This is a genomic window from Pedobacter frigiditerrae (assembly GCF_032678705.1).
Classification (GTDB): Bacteria; Bacteroidota; Bacteroidia; order Sphingobacteriales; family Sphingobacteriaceae; genus Pedobacter; species Pedobacter frigiditerrae_A.
Genome location: NZ_JAVTSS010000002.1, coordinates 1,505,554 through 1,526,469, shown reverse-complemented (window position 1 = coordinate 1,526,469; position 20,916 = coordinate 1,505,554). Strand labels below are relative to the sequence as shown.

Below are 20,916 nucleotides of genomic sequence, written 5' to 3'. Positions count from 1 at the left end.
GGGTCATCAAATCACAACACATGTCTACAGAAATAAAATGCCCTAATTGCAACCATACTTTTCCTATTGAGGAGGTAATGGCTGAAGAATATAAACAAGATTTACGTGAGAAAATGGTTTCTTTTACCAAACAAAAGGAAGAGGAATTTCAGAAAAAAGCAGAGGCATTTGAGCAACAAAAAAAGCAACAAGAAGAAGTTTTTGATAAACAAAAGAAGCAACAAGAGCTTGCCTTTGAGCAAAAATTAGCACAAGAAAAAGCCACCCTGCAAGCTTCGATGGCAGAAAACTTACGCAAAACGATTAGTGCCGATTTTGAGAATAAGCTAAAAATGTCTGAAGATGCCAACAAGGAAAATGAAGAAAAACTGAAATTGGCTCGTGCTAAAGAGATTGAGTTTTTAAAGGCTGCACAAGAATTAAAAATTCGTGAAGAGGAATTGGAATTAAGTATACAGCGTAAACTACAAGAACAACGTGAGGAATTGGTTGCGCAAGTCCGTAAGCAGGAGTTAGAGAAGAACAACCTAAAAGAAACAGAACATCAGCTTCGCGTAAAAGAACTAGAAAAGCAATTAGACGACCAAAAGAAACTAGCTGAAGAAATGAAGCGTAAAGCCGAGCAAGGTTCTATGCAATTGCAAGGCGAAGTTCAAGAATTGATTTTAGAAGAGTTATTGCGCAATACTTTTCCGTTCGATTTAATTGAAGAGGTTGGCAAGGGCGTTCGTGGCGCAGATTGTGTGCATAATGTGCGTAATCAATTCGGCCAAGAATGTGGTCGTATCATATATGAAAGCAAACGTACCAAAGATTTTTCGATGGAATGGATTGAGAAATTGAAAAAAGACATGCGTAGCATGGGTGTAGATGTTGCTGTTATTGTAACGCAATGTTACCCAAAAGGGATGGATTGTTTTGGTGAAAAGGATGGTGTATGGATTTGCTCATTTGATGAAGTTAAGGCTGTTTCTTATATTTTAAGAGATGGAATTATCAAACTTTTTGGCGCCACTAAATCTCAAGAAAACAAAGGTGATAAAATGCATATGCTTTATGATTACTTAAACGGCAATGAGTTTTCTGAACAATGGAAAGCTATTCGTGAAGGTTTTATGAGTATGAAATTATCTATACAACGTGAACGTGATGCAATGGAAAGACTATGGAAAAGCAGAGAGAAACAACTGGAAAAGGTTTTGTTAAACGCAGCGCATATTCGTGGTTCTATTGAAGGTATTTCTGGCAATGATAATATTCAATTAAGCTTAGGTGAGGATGATGACGATTTATTGTTGGATTAATTGTGGGGCTAATCGTGAGGAGATATTTTGCGTCATTTCGACCATAGGAGAAATCTGATAAAGAATTCAACATTTTAGATTCTTCGCTCCCGAAGAAGTCGGGACAGGTGCGCTCAGAATGACAAAAACTCCACAGATTTTATAAAATGCCATTTACATTCTCACATCCAGCAATTGTTTTACCGCTAAGTTATTTACCTAAAAGGTGGGTTTCGTTAACTGGATTGGTAATTGGAAGTTTAACACCTGATTTTGAATATTTCATCAGGATGAGAATTAAAAGCATATATAGCCATACATTAAGTGGTTTGTTTTGGTTCGATATACCTGTCGGTCTCTTATTAACCTTTCTATTTCATCTTTCAGTACGAAATACATTAATAGAAAATTTACCTACTTTTCTAAAAAGCAGGTTGTTAATATTTAAGGATTTTGATTGGATAAGCTACTTTAAAAAGAATTGGGTAATCGTATGTTTATCGGTATTAATTGGCGCTTTCTCACACGTTTTCTGGGATAGCTTTACACATGACACAGGCTACTTTGTTAGGAGAATGCCTGTCCTTCTAACAAAAAGTAATTTTTTTGGTTTATCTATTTCTGTTCATAAAATCATACAACATTCAAGCACAGTTATTGGTGCAATTGTGATTTTATTTTCAACACTGAAATTGCCTAAGCAAGAAGTATTAGGTAAAATCAATTTTAATTACTGGCTATTAATTATCAGCATTAGCTTATTAATTGTATTACTTAGAATTCTTTGTGGCTTACCGTTTGAACAATATGGAAATGTTTTGGTTACCGGAATGTCTGCTTTAATGATTTCGTTGATATTGACGCCGGTTTTAATGAAAAATTTTCGAGCTTTTTATTAGGTGTTCTATTTTTAATTATTAAAGCAATCGACACCCTGAATTTTTCAGTAGTTTCCATTGATTTTAGCCTTCAAGAAAGCTTCGCTGTTTATTTCAGGGTCTTTCCTGCAAGCCAGATGCTGAAATAAATTCAGCATGACGGACTTACTCAACTACAACTCCTTAACCATCCAAATATCACAACCAAAATGTCCTGAGTTTCCTAATGGCGAACATTTACGTTCAAAGCCCATACGCTCATACATACTTACCGCCTGATTAAGTTCTGGCATTGATTCTAAGTACATATTCTCATAACCTAACTCCTTTGCAGCAGTAAAACATTTATCCATTAATAATTTACCAAAACCTTTTCCCCTAGCTTCTGGATATAAATAAAGCTTAACCAATTCGCAAGTTGCTTCTGGTAAATTTGCTGTCGGAAAAATGCCACCACCACCAATTATTTTACCGTTTTCTTCTAAAACCCAATAAGCAGATTTTGGGTCTTCAAACACAGTTGATAGATGATCTGTTGATTCATCGAAAAATGCTGTACCTGGTTTATTAGCTTTAAACTCTGTTAAAACTGCCTTAATTAATTTGCCAAGCTCGGCATCGTCGCTTTTTCGGATAGGTCTAATTGTTGGTTGCATTTTGTAAAAATATGAATTTGTCATTCCGACTTTGGAGGAATCTAATAGAAAAAATTCAACTAATTAGATTCTTCGCTGCGCTACCGATGTCAAATCGGTACAAGTCTGGATGACAAGCAAGGTTTATAAAACTCCACCCATAAACGGGTCGGTAATTGAATCTTCTCCAGTTTCTACGTGACCAGCGTAATGTTTTAAAAAATCATTGTTGCCAGCTACTGAAATTTTGAAATCATACCAACCTTTGCTCTTTTGCAAATTGAGCGCAACTGTTTTTTGATTGTTTGCGGGAATAGTAATTGTTTTAGTATTGGCTTTGTAAACATCATCTGTTATCAAAATTTGCAAAGCTGATGTTTCTTTATTTTCAAAAATTAATTGAACGTTTCCAGTTGGCTTTTTAATTATTCCACTTAGTTCGTGTAAGCATTCTAAACTTAAATTAGGGTCAGTTTTTGAGCCATTAAATTCTCTATAAAAACCGTTTGGTCCGTTTACGATGAGGCTATAAGTATCGTTTTCAAAATTGTTGAGTTCCCAAGCATCGGTTAAATTGTCACCTGCTTTTACTGCATAAGCCCAAGTCCTGCCTTTATCTTTTTTATAGGTTCCCTTAGTGTACACATTAAATGGTGCTCCAGCTGATTCTAGCTTTTGTCCGAATGCAGTTTTTGCAGCTTTAAAACTTAGTTTTATTTCTGTTTTTTCGGCATTTACCCCCCCATCTACAAATAATTGATAAGGTAAGGCGCAAGCCAAACGAGTTCCCTTTTCTTGGGTTGGCGCAAATTCAGAAGCCTCTTTTTGGAAAGGCAATGATGTATTTATTTTATCAATATCGGCTTTGCTTAACGCTGTTGGTGTTACTTGTGCAGGCTTTAATCTTGCATTATGAATTTCAGTTATAACCTTTTCTTTTTTCAGCCTTGCTGGAACATTTAAGTTCTCTCCATTGTAAGGTCTAAAAAGAGAAGTTAAATCGCCACAAATCGCTCTGCGCCAAGGACTAATTGTTTCGCTTTTAATTTGCTTGCCTGTTTTATGACTTAAGAATTTCTCCAGAAACATTAAAGATGAAGTATGGTCGAAGACTTGAGAATTTACATACCCACCCTTGCTCCAAGGAGATGCAACTAGCATTGGTACACGATAACCCAAGCCAATTGGGCTATCCTTTTTATATTCATAGTCTGCCCAAGCGGTTAAACCTTCACTGGTTTTTCCAGTTGATGAATCTTCAGGTTTTGGCGCAACAAAAGGAGCTAAATGGTCAAAATAGCCATCATTTTCATCGTATGTTAAAATAAATATGGTCTTTTTCCAAACCTCTGGATTTTTAGTCAGAATATCTATTGCTTCAGAAACATACCAAGTTCCGTACAAAGGTGAACTTGTATGGTCTGAAAAACGTTGTGGAGCTACCAACCAAGAAACAGTTGGCAATTTTCCAGAATCTACATCTTTTCTAAATTGCTCAAAAATATCTTCTTGTGGGATGTTTAATGTTTCTTGTTTACCAGCTTCATTTGTAAACGTAAATGGTTGCAGTTTTAAATAATCTGGGTTATCAATATTGGTCGCAAACGCTTTATCAATTAAATTTTTTTCTCTTTGCGGCAGTTGATTATACTTGGTTAAAACTTCTTCTGCAGTTAACGCTGGATGATTTGTTTTATCCCCATTTTTACGGAAATAGGCCGATAATTTAACGTGATGTCGCTTTACATATTCTAAAGGATTATCGCCATAATTCCCTAACCAATCGTCTATTTCCCCTTCTGGTAAATTACTTGTCCATATTTCATTTTGGTAAACTTTCCAAGAAACCCCATTGTCTTCTAATATTTCGGGGAAGGTTTGCCAGTCTACGTAAGCATTGTCACGAGACTCTGCTTGCGAATTATTTACCGCCGCAATAGAATTTGCGTTTTGCTCAGGTCGAATTGTTCCTGTCCAAAAGAACAGTCTATTTGGTGTGGTACCAGTTAATGAGGAACAAAAATGATGGTCGCAAATGGTAAAAGCATCCGCCATCGCGTAATAAAAAGGGATATCTTCTCGCTGATAATAGGCCAAAGACATTAGCGATTTAACAGGCACCCATTTATCATATTTACCCTTATTTCTGGCCGCAACTTGATCGCTCCATGAATGTGGCAAACCACCTTGCCAAGTAATTTTTGTTTTATTGATGTCAACGTGAAATGGTGCAAATGTATTCCCCTTTTCATCATTCTGTAACCAAACCTTGTTCTGGTTTGGTAAAGTTTTGGCTCTTGGGTCGTTAAAACCACGAACACCTTTCATTTTACCAAACATGTGGTCGAAAGAACGATTTTCCTGCATTAGAAACACAATATGTTCGGCATCATAAAATGTACTGCCAGGTTCTGCATTTATTGCCATTGCCTTTTGTATAGACATTGGAATAACATTCGCTGCACCAACACTAGATAATAATGCTGCTTTTTTTAGAAAATCTCTTCTTGAATCCATTGTGTATAAATGTATAAGGATAACCTCAAAATACAAAGTGTTTTTTGTTTTAGGATTAATGGGGAGTTAAATTTATAACCGCAAAGAGTGGAAGAGCGCAAAGTTTTAGAGTGGGCAGACTGATATTCAGAGAGGCTATTCTTTAAAACGGTTTGCCTTTTTTGAACTTGCTTTGTTCCTAAACCCGATTGCGCCAAATAGCCCAAAGTGAGGAACGAACGAGGACTATGGGCAAAAGCGGGACTGCAAATGCGAAGAACTACAGACCGCTCATTTTCTAAAAACCTAAAGATTTTAAAAACAGGTTACCTGCCAAGTTCTTTGCCACTCGCCTTTTGCTTCAAGGGAAATTATGCCTTCTTTATCCCTCAACTGTTGGTTATGATTTATGCCATCGGCGATGCCACACCAAGGTTCTAGGCAAACAAAATCGGCATCTTTTGCAGCCCAAATACCGAAATAAGGGAAGTCCTTGAAATGAAAATCTAGTCCGTTATAATTTTTCGTGTTGAGTAAGGATATACTATCGCTCTTGAGGTTTTTTATGACCAAAGCATCATCATAAAACAACTCATGTATTAAAGGCAATTTCCCATCTTGTAGTTTTATGGTTGTTGTTTTATCAGAAATCAGGTTATCAACTATGTGATGAAAAGTGATTGCCTCATCCTTATTAAACTGCAAATAATAATCTGTGTAAATGCCTTGTTTATTTAAAGGAGCAGCAAATGCTGGATGAGCTCCGATTGAAAATAAAAGTTCGTTTGCTGATGGATTGGAGACTTCATAAATACAACATAAACTTGCACCATGAATTCTATATCGCACACTTAACATAAACTCAAAAGGATAAACTTTGAGGGTAGCTTCACTATTTTTTAATGTAAAAACAATTTCTTGTTCATTAACATGGTGATATTCGAACTCCATGTCTCGAGCAAAACCATGTCTAGGCAGATGATATTCTTTACCTTCAAACAGATAAGATTCATCTTTAATTGCACCAACTATGGGGAAAAGGATTGGACTAAACTTAGCCCAATAATTCGCATCACCACTCCACATGTATTCTGTTTCGCTGTCAGTTCCTTTAATGCTTTGCAGCTCTGCCCCTTTTGCAGAAAAAGAAGCTATGATATGTTCATTCTCAATAAAAATCATGATGTGTTAAAAATAGAGAATAGAAACTCGTTCACCTAAAAAATTAACAATAAATAACAATCTATCCTAAATTTTTTAAATAAACTTTAGCTTCTTCAATAGCTTGACTACAAATTGTGGTTATGAAATCAATTTTTTCTTTTATTTCCATTTCATCTGCATTTTCGTAAGATTCAAAATCCATATATTTTGACAACTTTTCATCTAAACCCATAATAGATATACTCGATTGCATGTGATGCAATGTTTTTTTAAGGTTTTGATGCGATTTTAATTCTAGATAAGTTTCTAGGTTAACTAAATTCTCAGGAATGATTTCTATAAATAGTGTTGTTACTTTCTTTTCATATTCGAGATCTCCCAAACTTATTTCTTGCATATAGGATAAATCAATAAGCTCAAATTTGGGTTGCGTTCTCATATTTAAAGTATTTGCATCCTTTTATTTAATGACGCCCTAAAACTATCAGAAACAGGCACAAAATTTCCATTGATAATTAACGTACCGCCTTCAATTGTATCTATTTTGCTAACGTTAACAATGAAAGATCGATGCACCCTTAAAAAGATGTGTTTTGGCAATTTATCTTCCACAGACCTTAATGAAGAATGAATCTGATAAAACTTATCCTTTACTTGAATTTTAACATAGTCACCTTTGGCTTCTAAAAATAAGATATCGTTAACATTAATTCTCCTTACGGTATTTGAGTCTCTTATAAATAAAAAGTCATCAGCTTGTTGGTTGAGTTTTTCATTTTTCTGCTGAAAAACTTCTTTTGCTTTTTCTATGGACTGCAAAAACCTAGAAGGTGAGATGGGTTTGGTAATAAAATCCACAACTTTTAAGTCAAAAGCATCTACAGCGTAATCTCTTTTAGCAGTTGTAAAAATAATCATCGGTTGTTTTTGACCTAAGCTTTTCGCTAGCTCAATACCATCCATCCCTGGCATTTCTATATCAAGCAGTAATAAATCAATAGGGTTAGATAAAATTTTATTTAAGCCTTCCTTTGCGCTGGCACATTCGGCGATTAAATTTAAAGAGGGATCTAAGGCAATTAACTGAATAAGTGTAAGCCTAGAAATTTGGTTATCATCAATTATCAAGCAATCCATTTGCATTATTTAGCCTAATACAATGTAATATTTTAATTTTTAAGAAAATATTTGAGTTTTGTTCAATCTGTTCATTTATTTTTTACGTAAGTAGGATAGTCTTTAGAAAATACCAGTTTAAAGAGTGTTTTAATAACAAGTTGGTTTAGAATTAAACACTCATAAAACGTTTTATACTAGCGATTTGGCATATAAATTTTAATTATTAAGAAATAAAATTTACTTTTGTTCATTCTGTTCATTTTACATCCCCAAAATGAACAAAGAATTTTTAACGACTAAAAATTATCGTTCATCGTGCGTAATTGCCTTTGTACCTACTGTATCTATATACGTTTAAAAACCTGAAGTAATTTTGCTTCAACAAATTAATTATTTAAAAAATTAGTAAATCCTTATTCATGAAATCAATAACAAAAATCGCAATTCTTTTTATTGCCCTATTATCTTTTAATGCTGCTTCTGCGCAAAACTCTATGAAAGCACCGGTTCGTTATAAACTTAAAAACGGTATCACCCTAATTGTAGCACAGAATAATGGTTTAGGCAAAATATACTCGAGATTAACCATTGAAAACCAGACTTGTGGGAATAAAGTAATTGCACAAGTATTTGAGAACTATTTAAATAACAAAGCGACTAAATTTAACGATTCGATGGCTGCAACAGGCGCAACATCATCAAAAGTAACAATCGCATACAATGAAGCTAATACCGCAACTAATATTGCCAATTTTGAGCCTGCCTTAAATTATGTTTCAACCCTTTTTCTAAATCCAACAACTGCTAAACAGGCATTTGATGAAATGAAATCATTATATGCTGGGAACAAAGCTGATTTAGATTCAATCACGCTAGAAGAAGTTCAGAATTACTATAACAAAAACTTTAAAGCAAGTGATACTTTCATCACCATTGCTGGCGATATCACTCCTTCTGATGCTAAAGAAATTGCTTCAAAAGCATTTGGAAACTGGAACGTTGTAGCAACCTTATAAATTATCCTCAATCATTTTTTTAAAGCCAGATGTTAAGGTATCAACAACCTTTCCATCTGGTTTTTTGTATATAAAATAGGCTTCAATATCTTTTTTCTGTTCTACAAATTTTAAAGCCTTTTCTACTCCCATTAACATCAGAGCATTATCGTAACCATCTGCATCTATTGCTTTTTTAGCAAAAACAGTAACGCTGATCACTTCATTATTTATGGGGTAACCAGTTTTAGGACTGATGATATGACCATAATTTTTACCGTTATAAGTGATAAATTTTCGGTAATTACCAGATGTTGTAATTGCGCCTTCCTTAAAAGAAATAATGTGTTTGATATTCGCATCCGCAAATGCATTTTCTGATGGTCCTTCTATTCCGATTTTAATCGTTTTCCCATCTGGTTTTGGTCCTTTAGCTCTTACCTCTCCACCAACCTCCACCACATAAATGTTAACGCCTTTCGTTTCAAAGAAATCTGCAATTACATCTACGCTGTAACCTTGTGCAATTCCATTTAAGTCGATTTCCATGTGGTTATTTGCCTTACTTAAAAAGTCTTTTTTCAATTTAATTTTATCCATTCCAGTAGTCCCAAAAAGGAAGGCTTTTATTCTTGAGGTATCGGGAGTTTGATTAGTTCCATCTTTATAAAAGCCCCATAACCTCATTAAAGGCTGAAGTGTAATATCAAATAAACCATCCGTTTCTCTATTGATCTGAAAAGATTTGACCAATACGCTTTTCATGTGCGAATCAACTTTAATCTTCCCCATTGGCATTTTATTAAACTTACTGATGGTAGAGTTTGGCTTATACAAAGACATTGATAAGTCGATCACGTTTAAGATGCTATCAATTTGGTTTTTGGTAACAAGACTATCTGCTGCGTAATAATTGACAGAATAAGTTGTGCCTTGCGCAAATCCAGATATTTTGAATTCACGCAAGGAAGAACTTTTTGTTGCCGATAGGAAGGCAACAGGTAATATTAAAATAAGGTATTTTAAACGATTAAGCACTAAGAAAGCACCTTTGTTTTCCCTGGCATTGCAACAGGATAAAGTCCATTTGCATCTGGGAGAACTTTAGGCATTGCATCCCAGGCTAATTTATCTGGAAATAAACTGTTTTCTGCTTTTAAGGCCTCATCCCATTTAATTATTTCTCCAGAATAAGTTGCGTATCTTCCAGCTATTGCTGTAAAACAACTGTTAGCTGCTCTTTCTGCATCCCAAAATTTATATTCGTTCCCAGCAATGGCAGCAAATAATTCATCATGTTCTGTTTGGTAAGGATTGGCATTACCTTTTGTATTATGGCTGAAGATTTCCTTTCCTTTGTGATCCCATAAAATCCCACTGTTATTTGCAGAAAGGTAAACTTTTCCTTTTGTACCTTGGAAACTTTCATCAACACGATTGGTTGTTCCCTCAAAGTGACGACACTGGCTATGAATTACAGAACCATCTGCGTAAGTTAATTCAACAGCGTGGTTATCATATATTTCTCCGTAATCTTTTCCTGTTCTCCAAGCTCTGCTGCCTGTGCCTTGAATAGAAACTGGAGTAGCATTTTTTACCCAATTAGCGATATCGATATTATGAACGTGTTGCTCTACGATATGGTCGCCACATAGCCAGTTGAAATAATACCAATTTCTCATTTGGTAGTTCATTTCTGTTTGACCAGCAGTGCGAGGTTTTACCCAAACGCCACCACTATTCCAATAAACCTGTCCGCCGAAAATATCTCCAATAGCACCGTCTTGAATTCTTTTGATGGTTTCTCTATAATTAGTTTGGTATCTACGCTGTAAACCAACAACCACATTTAATTTTTTCTGTTTCGCTAATTCAGCAGCTGCCAAAACCTTTCTTATTCCAGGTGCATCAACAGCAACAGGTTTTTCCATGAACACATGTTTACCTTGTTTTACAGCTTCTTCAAAGTGCATTGGCCTAAATCCTGGCGGCGTTACCAATAATACAACATCTGCCAATGCAATTGCTTTTTGATAGGCATCAAAACCTACAAACTGACGTTCTTTTGGAACATCAACCTTTGCACCAAACTTAGTAGAAAGTGCTTTATAGCTATTATCTAAACGGTCTTGAAATGCATCGGCCATTGCCACTAACTTCAAATTAAATTTAGTGTTCAGTGCCTGAAAAGCAGCACCAGTTCCTCTATCTCCACAACCGATTAGTGCAATTTTGATGGTATCATCTACAGACGAGTTAACGCCTGCCCATGAATAGCCGCTCATTAATACACCACCAGCTACTAATGCTGAGGCTTTTAGAAACTCTCTTCGTTCATTTAGTGTTTTGTTGTTTGTCATTAGTTCTCAGTTTAATATTTGGTATTTTTGGTTAATAATCTGCTATAGGAGCTTTGTTGTAATAAGCTTCAATTTCTGCTTTAGTTGGTGTTATCAATGGCCTAACTAATCTTATACCTACAAATGGCGCTTCAGGAAACCACCAGTTACTCTTCGGGATCTGAGGATCTATTTGTTTCCAAGAGGGGTCTGATGCTTTTCTGGCAGCGGAGCGAAGTAATTTTGCATCATCATCATAAGCACCACCGCGAACAACTAAAGGATATAATTTATCAGGAACCGCAATTGGGTTCTTCACTTCCGCTTTACCTAAACTTGCATAAAAATCTGGCTTATACTCGTCGTAAGTCCATTCTGCAACATTGCCCAGCATGTCATACAATCCCCAAGCATTTGGTTTTTTCAAACCTACCGGATGAGTTTTCTTTTCACTATTGCTCACAAACCAAGCATATTCATTTAGTTTTGAAGCATCGTTTCCAAAATGGTATTCATCAGCACTTCCCGCCCTGCTTGCATATTCCCATTCTGCCTCTGTTGGTAAACGGTAAAAAACGCCCGTACGCATGTAAATCCATTTACAAAATTGAATGGCATTATACTGAGTCATACCAATGGCAGGCTGACCTTGTTTACCCATTCCAAAAGTCATATCTAGATAAGGTTTTGTTGGCCTAGTTACCGCATCAACTTGAGGAGGAACAGGCGTTAAGCTGTTAGATTTTTCGTAATCTCTATAAAGAAACGGCTCGTAAACATCCCAAATTACTTCAAATTTACTCATCCAAAAAGCATCTAATTTTACTTTGTGAATTGGAAGTTCATCTGCATTTCCCTTTTTGCTTCCCATTAAAAAACTACCTGCTGGGATGGCTTGCATGTCAAAAGAAAGCTTTGTTCCATCAATTTTTTGCTGATAAGCTGCTTGTTCTTGTGCTTGAGATTGAAATGTAATCAACATCAAGCAGAATAAAATGCTCACTTTATAATTCATGGCACTAAAAATAGAAAAAGAAAATTGGAATTGAGAACAGATATTAACTAAGCGTATACATTTCTTAATCTAAAGTAAATGATGTGGCTAAGTTTTGTCTAACTCATCAGAAAAAGCCACATCAGTTTAACCTCAAGGGTCATTTGTTAAAAAGTACATATTTTTTAACCCTACGTTCAAATGGAAGATCCAGACCAATAATGAACTTATTATAGGTAAAGCTATAACATAAAGAAGCCTTCCAGTTTCCTGAAAGGCTTCTTTAGATATTGTTGTTCAGCTTTGCAATAAAGCAAGTAGTCTATTAACTATGGACTATCAACTCTTCTTCTTTCCATTTCTAATTCAATCCGCCTTTACGATTTGCCTTAACTGGAGCTGGCCAAACACCTGGCTGGTTTGTTCTAGGGTTAACCGACATTGGTGCTTTTTCATTCGATGTTCTCTCTGGGTCTTCGCAAGCCATGTAAACTAAAATAGCAGCTAAAATTGCATTGCTTCTAACTTCATCAAATACAACTTTATCATAAGTATCACGATTGGTGTGCCAAGTGTAACTGAAATAATCCCAAGGCAATGCGCCTAAAGAAAAACCTAATGCACCAGCAGCAACAAATGAAGCATTATCAGAACCACCACCACTTGGCGTACCTGGGAAATTAGTTTTGATTTGATTTTTAATGGTATCAGGAACAGCAGCTAACCATCTTGGTAAAAAGTCTTTTGCTTTCGCAAAACCAGCACCGCCAATATTTACAACTCTTCCAGTACCGTTATCTTGGTTAAACAATGCTTGTAAATTATTTATAATTTCTGGATGGTCTTCTGTAAACGCTCTTGAACCATTTAAGCCTTGCTCTTCACTTGCCCAATGCCCAACTAAAATTGTTCTTTTAGGATTTGGATAGAATTTTTTAAGCAAACGCATCGCTTCCATCATCATGATAGTTCCAGTACCGTTGTCTGTAGCACCGCTAGAAGCATCCCATGAATCAAAGTGAGCTGATAACATTACGTACTCATTTGGCTTCTCATTCCCTTTAATTTCTGCCAATGTGTTAAACGTTGGCACTACACCTAATTCTTTCGATTCAGACTCGATTCTAAGCATTGGTTTGTTGCCATATTCTGCTAAACGATAAACTAATCCATAATCTTCAACAGATAAATCTACTGTAGGAATTTTAGTGGTATTTGCACCAAAAACTTTATCAACTCCCCATCCTGCAGACCAGTTGTTGATAATGATACCAGCTGCTCCAGCTTTTTCGATAGCCAAAGCTAAATTTTTAGCATTCATACCAGTTTTTGCCAACCTATCTCTCCAAGCTTTTGCCGCTTCTTCTTTATCTTTCTTAAACTTCGCCAATCCGTCTTTTGTGGCAAAATCTTCGTAGTTTTTATCTGGTCGGCCAGAAATTTGCGCTTGCGAAATTAAAACCAATTTACCTTTTACGCTTGGCAACCATTTTGCAAATGCCATCGAATCTGCAACTAATGGCAATACGATTGCTTCTGCATTAATTGGTTTTCCTTTAACTGTAGATGGGCTCCAAGCCAATTGTGTACCCTCTAAAGTTCTTAATCTCGGGCTTACTAAATCAATGTGCGTAATTCCTCTTTCCCATCCACGCCATTCGCCCCACTTTTCCATTTTAGCAGAAATACCCCAATCTCCATATTTTTTTACTGCCCAATCGCCAGCTTGTTTCATTTGTGGTGTTCCAACTAATCGCGGACCAACAACATCAAAAAGTTCATGTGCTAATTTCTCTAATTGAGAATTTTCAGTAGCTTCTTTGGTAACGCTTGAAACAAATGCTTCCTTAGTTTGAGCAAAGGCTAAACTGCTGCTCAGCATCGTTGCCACAAAAAGCAACAATCTAGATTTTTGGGTAGTTTTCATCATTATATAATTTGTTTTTTAATAGCCATGAAGCTATCATGAGCATATTAATTGTATTTTAAAAGCTGTAAGCTCATGATGGTTTCATTCTATAAGTTTATGAGTTAGTTTTCTGTTTGAAAGATAAGGAAAGCCTAAGTTTTAAGCAATAATCATCAAATAAGTTACAGGAAGAGAGGGAAAGCTGAAAGACCAAAGCGAAAAGTACCAGACCTAACCAAACCGTTATTTCGAACGAGGAACAAAATTTAGTTCGTCATACCCAACTCGATTGGGTATCCTAATGCGATATAACAGCTGATAAGATAGGGATTCTCGTGAAGCAAGGCCTAGTGTTAAAATATCTCTAGAAAAACTCCAAAGGAGTCCCTTTGGGACAATGTCAGTATTTCATGGCAATTGCAGCCCTTCTTTTCACTACAACTCGAAAAGGTCGGGGTTTCCGTTTCTCCCGATAGCTATCGGGAAAGGTTTATAGTTTAACATTTGGCGGTTCTTTTGTTCAGTTGCTAAATGCCAAGAACAAGTAGCTTAATAAGATTTATAAATCCTAAATTAATCGAGTATATTCATTTATAAATGATTAAAAAAGGAAAAGTTGCGCCAAGCGGCGAGTTGGGCGTAATTTTGGGCGCTTACCTTTTCACCGTGCAAACCGTTACAGTTTCTTATAGCAACCGTCGAAAACTTTACAGCGTCAACAGTTTTTTAGGAATAGCTATTCCTTTCTGAGTTGATGATTAGCTGACCTGGATGTTCAGCAATAATAAAAAACTATTGGATTACTCCAATTGAGATTCACATTATAAAATCGACAATGGAAATTATTTAGTCGGAGTTAATCGGATATAATCGGTTAATCTAAAATGAGTAAAGTTGTGTAGATTTATAAAAATAAATACTAATATGGAACTTAACCTCTCAGACATTAAAGATATAGCAATAATTGCTAAGCCTTTTATTGACCCCATAATTACAACAATGATTTCACCTAAAATCAAGTTATTAGAAAAGTGGGTAAAAAAACAAAAAACTCAAGGGGATATGATTGAAAACTTCTTTGAAAGTAAATTCACAGAATATTTAAATAGATCATATCAGAAATTTAGCACACTTAACATATTGGTTTTCCCCAATCAACAAATAAATATTAAATCAATTTATCTTCCTCTTTCAATCCGTTCAACCAAAGACTATAAAGAATATAAAATTGATTTATTTAAGCAGGAATTTATAGAACCGTATCAAAGAATCGTAATAAGTGATACTGCCGGAATGGGCAAATCAACATTAATGAAATGGATAGGGCTTAGCCTAATTGAGCAAAAATTATCTATACCCATATTAATTGAGTTGAAAAAACTAAATGATAAACACAGTATAATTGATGAAATCTACAATCAACTAGATCCAATAGATCAATCTTTTGATAAAGACCTTGTAATTAAATTTTTAGAGCTTGGTGGCTTCACAATTCTCCTCGACGGATTTGATGAAATACAGTATGAATATCGAGAGAAAGTGATTATTGATTTAAAAGACTTTGTTTCCAAGGCAAGTAAAAATTGGTTTATTCTCACTTCTAGACCAGACTCATCGTTAACTTCTTTCGGAGAGTTTCAAATGTTTCATATAACACCTCTGGGAATTGAGGAATCTTTCGAACTTATAAAGAAGTATGATTCAATTAATAAGAATAAAGTTAGCGACCAGCTTATTAAAAATATAAAAGAAAAGGATACTCAAGTTCGTGAGTTTTTGGTTAATCCTTTTCTAGTTTCTCTCTTATATAAAACATACACTTACAACAAAGATTTACCATCTAAAAAATCCACTTTTTATGATGATGTATACGGAGCTTTATACAAACACCATGACTTATCAAAAGATGGATTTAAGAGAAATAAAAAATCAAACCTCGACATTCAAGATTTCAGACTGGTACTAAGGCAGTTAGCTTATGATACCGCAAAGATTGTGAAAGTCGAATATAATGAACAGGATTTAGTTAAATATATACATGAAGCAAAGGTCAAGTGCGTGGGATTAGATTTTAAGGAGAATGATTTCATAGAAGATATTGAGGCTAATGTTCCGTTATTCGTAAGAGAAGGAAGCATTCTTAAATGGGCTCATAAATCTTTACAAGATTACTTTGCTGCAGAGTTTATTGGAACATCAAAGGACAAAGAAAAAATAATTCAATTAATCTATGAATCTAGAAAGGAAAACTATCTTAACATTATTGATTTTTTATATGAAATTGAATACAAATCATTCCGTAAAATCATAGTTGGGAATATTGTTAGATCCTTTATCAATTACTGTGAGAATACATATCGAGATTTTAACGATATTAAAGAAATTGCAATTCGAGATCGACAAGCTATTTCGTTTGGAATTTCTCACGGTTTTTATTTGAGCGAAACCCGTTTAGAATTCAGCACTATTAGAAAGAAGTTCGAAGCCAAAATAAAGGAGCCAATGAACCAGATGATAAGTAGGCCTGTTTCAAAGAAAGAACATTTCTTTCAAATAATGGCTTCAACATATGAACAAGGAATTATTAATATTTTAATTTCTAAAAATGAACCGATATTTCGAATTAAAAATGCAAAAAATGCAAATACCGTAGAAAAAATCGTTAAAAATCTCCCCAAAAACAAAGCAATTTGTTTTGATGATGATATTAACAATCCTATCAATGTCAAGGAAATCTTTGACGTTATTACAGATGTTGCTCTATCTCAAGGATTTATGACCAGACCATATGAAAATCACATTTTGGACTATGAAAAATGTAAAGTACTTCTCGATAAAATAGAAAAAGAAAATGCGATTGATGAGCAAAAGGATACGCTAGCGGGGATATAACTACGCCTAACATGGGTTTTACAAAATGGGCGGAGATTCATCTTCAACCTGTTATAGTGCATAGAGATTTAATGTAACCGCCAACTTCGTAAAGCCCCAAACCGTTATCTATATTATAACCGGTCAAGAATTTTCCATTGAAGACATTAACAATTATCTACTAACTTTCGCAGAAGATGAAGACTAACATTAAGTTGCCACTTACCGACCTTGAAAAAGCAAATCTAAAAAGGAATAAAGTTAAGATAATTGAAATTCTTAACTATGGAATTGACGAATTAGAAGTATTGCTAAACTCAACAACCGAAAGAGCAAAAGAAATATATGCTTTGGCTGAATTTCAAACAGTCCCTTCAATTGGGATAAAATTTGCCGAAGATTTGGTGTTTTTAGGTTATTATTCGCTCAATGAACTAAAAAATAAGGACGGCGCAAAACTGACAGATGAATACGAACAGAAAAAGGGCTATTGGGTTGACCCTTGCGTTGAAGACCAATTCAGATTAGTAGTAAATTTTTCAGACACAAAAGATATTACTAGAACGTGGTGGAGCTTTACCGAAGAGCGAAAAAAATACCGTCTCAAAGAAGGTTACCCAACTGACAGACCTAAAAAAGCGTGGCACGAAATAATACAATAATTTCGGCGGTTGGGGACACCAGCCGATAGGCGAAAAGGTAGGGTTTCTATTTCAATAAAGTTTATATGTTAACGTTTGGGGGGTCATTTGTACGGTTGTTAGACGCCAAGAACCATTAGCTTTAAAAAATAAACCCGATATGAATGGATGCCAATTTTTCATTGGCAGAAATGGTAGCGGGGCAGGCTTAGCCAAACGCACAGACAATCGTTTTCAAATAAAATACCAATACAACAAAAATGGCTCGCTTTTCACGAACCATCTCTAAATACTAATTTCTAACTACTAAATACTTTTTTTAAACTCCCCTCATCACACCAATCTGTTTTCCAGACCAATCTGGGAAGAGCACTTTATCATTGTGTATGCCTAAGTGTTTATCGGCAACTTCACTAAATACTGCTCTAAAATCCGTAGTTACGGCTAAATCTCTGCCGTCTTCTAAATTTTCTTTAGCTAAAGGGTTAACCAAACCGTGAACCATTCCACCGCTTACACTATTACCTAAAATAAAATTACATGAAGCACGACCATGGTCTGTACCACCTGTTCCGTTTTGCGCTACGGTACGCCCAAACTCAGTCATCGTCATCACAGTTACTTCATCTTGGTATTTACCCATATCAGTCCAAAAAGCCATCATGCTTTCACTTAAGTCATTTACGTTACGGGCAAAAATCCCAGTTTCTGTACCTTGGTTAAAGTGTGTGTCCCAACCTCCAGATTCAGCAAATGCTACTTCCATACCAACATCCATTTTAATGAGTTGTGCAATTTGCTTTAATGAATTTCCTAAAGCAGTTGCAGGATAAATGGCATTATTCTCTGGCCTGTAATTTTTAGTGTCAGTTTTATCAAGCATCTTAATGGCATCGAAACTTTCCTTGCCAGTGTTTTTTAATAAGCCCGACGAAGTTTGGTCGTACAAATCTTCAAAGCTTTTTGACGCCATATTAGCACCAGCCTGATTTCCTTTCAACTGAATATTAAAATCTGCTAAGTTTTTTATCGCAACAGCGGGATTATCCCCATAAAAAGACCTTGGTAACGATGAGGTTAAACTAACACCTTGAAAAGGCGTAGTTGCTGCATCATGACCTAATAAACCAACAGCCCTATTTAACCAGCCACTTGCAGTTCCTTTGCTAAATGGTGTTCCAGATTCCATGTAATCTTGCGCATCAAAGTGCGAACGTGTATTATTTGGCGAACCAATACCATGCACAATTGCCATGCGTTTTTCACGAAACATAGGTTCAAAAGCACTCATCGATGGGTGTAATCCAAATTTACCATCAAGGTCAATTAGTGGTTTATTTTTTCCACCTTGCGCAGCAGTCATGAACAAGCCTGGTCTCGCCGCTTTTAAATATTGGTCGGTAAATGGCGTTACTGCCATCAAACCATCCATTGCACCTCTTTGAAAGATACAAACTAATATTTTTTTCTTTTTAAATAATCCTGGCGTAGTTGTTCCTGCAACAGCATCAGCTAAAAAGCCAGGAATACCACCTAAACCAATTCCAAATAATGCCAGTCCGCCGGCTTTGATAAAACCTCTTCTACTTGTCATGATAATTTTATTTACGTTGAAATTCTGGTGAACCTATAATTACGCCTACAACTTGAGACAACATTGTATTTGTACCTGTTTTTTGTTGTGGTGTTGCATTTGCAAATGCCTTTTTACCTTTTCCTTTTTGACCACCATCATCCATGATATTGGCATCTTCATTTGCCATGGTATTCATTTGCTGTGGTGGTGCCGATTTCTGCGCAGCATTTGCCACATTTGTTTGCAAATTTGGGTCATTCAGCATTGGCTTTAAGCGAGCAATAGTTTCATCCAATTTACGCTCTGGCATAAATAGTTTGCTATAAATAACTAAGGCTGCTTCAGCACTTTCTGGCTCGTGATTGTTATTCATCTTTGCCAGATTAAAAGTAACCCCTGGAATTCTTTGAGAAGCTAGAGCCAAGCCGAAGTTCATTCTATTTAACAACGAACCTGTATTTATCCAATATTGTCCTTTATCTGGAAAACCTGTAGGCGCCTGGTAATAATACATCTGCTGACCCATTTTGCTAATCCAAGTGTATAACTGATAAGGCTGGGTAACTTTTGCATCTAAACTTCTAACAGCGCTTATAGCTAATTCAAAAGGCGATTTAGTTTTCTCTCTTAAAGCTTCTTTAGACCAAAATTCTGGAGCACTTGCCATTGTAATCAAAACACTTTTAATATCCCCATCAGTTGATAAAAATGTTTTTGCCATTTTATCTATCAAACTTTGAGATGGATTATCGTTCACAAAACGAGTGGCTAATTTTCTAGAAATAAATTTAGCTGTTGATTGGTGATGAGCTAACATTTTTAATAACTCCACTCCTTCCTCATAACCACCACCAGCTGGGAATTTTTTGCCTAAAACTACTTTCTCTCCATTATCGTGACGATTTACAGCAAAAATAAAATCACCATCTAACACGAATCCTCTTTTAGCTAGATTTTCTTGTCCCACGGTTTCCATTAATTTTTTCATTGGAGCGCCGTAACCATTATCGCCCATTGGTGCAATTGTCCAGCCAGTTAAAACACGGGCAGCTTGGGTTACATCGCTTTGCGTATAACCACCATCAACACCCAAAGTATGCAATTCCATTACCTCACGAGCGTAATTTTCATTTAAGCCTGCTTTTCCTTTTCCTTGTTGTACTTTATTTTTTTGAACAGCTTGTTGGAATTTCTTTCTGCGTTGTTGCTGTTGAGCATTGCCTCCCATTTGCATATCGCTGGCAGCAGCTTCCATTGGCACATTAGTTCCAGCACTGCTGAAATTATCTAAATACATCAGCATTGCTGGAGATTTAGCGGTACTTAATACTAGGTTTTCAAACTTGCCAAACACATTAGGCCGAATAATATCTCGCTCGTAAGCCGGCACATAAGAAGCACATTGATTTTTACTTAATGAAACATTAAAATGATTAAACCAAAAATCTGTCATCAATTCTTGTAGCTGATTATTGGTGTACGTTGCCCTCAATATTTTTTGGCTAATAAACTGACGATATAATTCTTGTTGAGGCTTATAACCCTTGGTTTTCATATAGGCTAAAATCTGCTCCCTATATTCTTTGCCATTAGCTTTATTTACAGAATCTTTATGGATTACACCATCCTTAACCGCATAACGAACAATCTGTGCATTTCTTGGATAGATGTTTTCTACCTCTGTATTGGTTAAGTTAATGTCTTCGAACTTAGCTAACATTTGATTAAGGCTTGCATCATCTTGCTTACCAACTAATTGTTGTGTTAACCATTTTTCTAAGCCTTCTTTAACCACTGCATCAACATCACCTGCTTTGGCACCATAAGTAAAACGGCTTAATAAATGCGCAGCCGCTTGCTGTTCTGTTAATCCAGCTTTTTTATAAGGTAAGTTAAATTTTTCGACGGTTGAATTTCTTACGAAAGAAGAAAAAACTATTCCGCAACTAAATGCGACAAGGCAAATGTAGAAACTGTGAATTTTTTTCATAACTATTTGGCAATTACAATTGTATG

At 35.6% G+C, this 20,916-nt stretch carries 16 protein-coding genes; 5 read left to right on the top strand and 11 right to left on the bottom strand.

Features of this window, described 5'->3' with window-relative positions; genetic code table 11:
* Positions 1-20 precede the first annotated feature (20 nt).
* Positions 21-1,304, top strand: a complete 1,284-nt coding sequence (locus R2Q59_RS17250) for a DUF2130 domain-containing protein (RefSeq protein ID WP_316786500.1) — start codon at positions 21-23, stop codon at positions 1,302-1,304.
* 146 nt (positions 1,305-1,450) lie between these two features.
* Positions 1,451-2,182, top strand: a complete 732-nt coding sequence (locus tag R2Q59_RS17245) for a DUF4184 family protein (RefSeq protein WP_316786498.1) — start codon at positions 1,451-1,453, stop codon at positions 2,180-2,182.
* 152 nt (positions 2,183-2,334) lie between these two features.
* Here the strand turns inward: R2Q59_RS17245 and R2Q59_RS17240 are convergent, their stop codons facing one another.
* From R2Q59_RS17240 to R2Q59_RS17220, 5 genes are all read right to left on the bottom strand, one after another.
* Positions 2,335-2,817 carry a GNAT family N-acetyltransferase gene (locus R2Q59_RS17240; RefSeq protein ID WP_316786496.1) on the bottom strand — a complete coding sequence of 161 codons (483 nt, stop codon included), beginning with the start codon at positions 2,815-2,817 and terminating at the stop codon, positions 2,335-2,337.
* Between the two features lie 123 nt (positions 2,818-2,940).
* Positions 2,941-5,313: a phosphocholine-specific phospholipase C gene (locus tag R2Q59_RS17235; protein WP_316786494.1), complete on the bottom strand. Its 2,373-nt coding sequence runs from the start codon at positions 5,311-5,313 to the stop codon at positions 2,941-2,943.
* A 294-nt stretch (positions 5,314-5,607) separates the two neighbouring features.
* Positions 5,608-6,474: an aldose 1-epimerase family protein gene (locus R2Q59_RS17230; protein ID WP_316786491.1), complete on the bottom strand. Its 867-nt coding sequence runs from the start codon at positions 6,472-6,474 to the stop codon at positions 5,608-5,610.
* A gap of 61 nt (positions 6,475-6,535) precedes the next feature.
* A complete protein-coding gene (locus R2Q59_RS17225) occupies positions 6,536-6,895 on the bottom strand; it encodes a hypothetical protein (RefSeq protein WP_316786489.1) in 360 nt (119 codons plus the stop codon).
* Positions 6,896-6,897: 2 nt separating this feature from the next.
* Positions 6,898-7,593, bottom strand: coding sequence for a LytTR family DNA-binding domain-containing protein (locus R2Q59_RS17220; RefSeq protein ID WP_316786488.1), 696 nt, complete (start codon positions 7,591-7,593; stop codon positions 6,898-6,900).
* 401 nt (positions 7,594-7,994) lie between these two features.
* Here R2Q59_RS17220 and R2Q59_RS17215 point away from each other — a divergent pair, with 401 nt between their 5' ends.
* Entirely contained in the window at positions 7,995-8,591 is a 597-nt protein-coding gene (locus R2Q59_RS17215; RefSeq protein WP_316771257.1) for an insulinase family protein, read from the top strand.
* Here the strand turns inward: R2Q59_RS17215 and R2Q59_RS17210 are convergent.
* The 4 genes from R2Q59_RS17210 to R2Q59_RS17195 form a co-directional block, all read right to left on the bottom strand.
* Positions 8,586-9,536 carry an FAD:protein FMN transferase gene (locus R2Q59_RS17210; RefSeq protein WP_316786487.1) on the bottom strand — a complete coding sequence of 317 codons (951 nt, stop codon included), beginning with the start codon at positions 9,534-9,536 and terminating at the stop codon, positions 8,586-8,588. The two genes, R2Q59_RS17215 and R2Q59_RS17210, sit on opposite strands and share 6 nt — an antisense overlap.
* Before the next feature lie 71 nt (positions 9,537-9,607).
* A complete protein-coding gene (locus R2Q59_RS17205) occupies positions 9,608-10,930 on the bottom strand; it encodes a Gfo/Idh/MocA family oxidoreductase (RefSeq protein ID WP_316786485.1) in 1,323 nt (440 codons plus the stop codon).
* Between the two features lie 31 nt (positions 10,931-10,961).
* Positions 10,962-11,891, bottom strand: coding sequence for a formylglycine-generating enzyme family protein (locus tag R2Q59_RS17200; protein ID WP_316786483.1), 930 nt, complete (start codon positions 11,889-11,891; stop codon positions 10,962-10,964).
* Positions 11,892-12,264: 373 nt separating this feature from the next.
* A complete protein-coding gene (locus R2Q59_RS17195; protein ID WP_316786481.1) occupies positions 12,265-13,833 on the bottom strand; it encodes a M20/M25/M40 family metallo-hydrolase in 1,569 nt (522 codons plus the stop codon).
* Between the two features lie 903 nt (positions 13,834-14,736).
* Here R2Q59_RS17195 and R2Q59_RS17190 point away from each other — a divergent pair.
* Complete coding sequence (locus tag R2Q59_RS17190) at positions 14,737-16,704, top strand: NACHT domain-containing protein (protein ID WP_316786480.1); 1,968 nt, start codon at positions 14,737-14,739, stop codon at positions 16,702-16,704.
* Between the two features lie 176 nt (positions 16,705-16,880).
* A complete protein-coding gene (locus R2Q59_RS17185; RefSeq protein ID WP_316786478.1) occupies positions 16,881-17,345 on the top strand; it encodes a helix-hairpin-helix domain-containing protein in 465 nt (154 codons plus the stop codon).
* Positions 17,346-17,643: 298 nt separating this feature from the next.
* On the opposite strand, the gene R2Q59_RS17180 is transcribed toward R2Q59_RS17185, so the two are convergent.
* Both R2Q59_RS17180 and R2Q59_RS17175 read right to left on the bottom strand, forming a co-directional pair.
* Positions 17,644-18,918: a DUF1501 domain-containing protein gene (locus R2Q59_RS17180; RefSeq protein WP_316786476.1), complete on the bottom strand. Its 1,275-nt coding sequence runs from the start codon at positions 18,916-18,918 to the stop codon at positions 17,644-17,646.
* Positions 18,919-18,925: 7 nt separating this feature from the next.
* The gene (locus tag R2Q59_RS17175; RefSeq protein ID WP_316786474.1) at positions 18,926-20,890 is read right to left on the bottom strand and encodes a DUF1800 domain-containing protein; all 1,965 of its coding nucleotides are present in this window, start codon (positions 20,888-20,890) and stop codon (positions 18,926-18,928) included.
* Between the last annotated feature and the right edge of the window lie 26 nt (positions 20,891-20,916).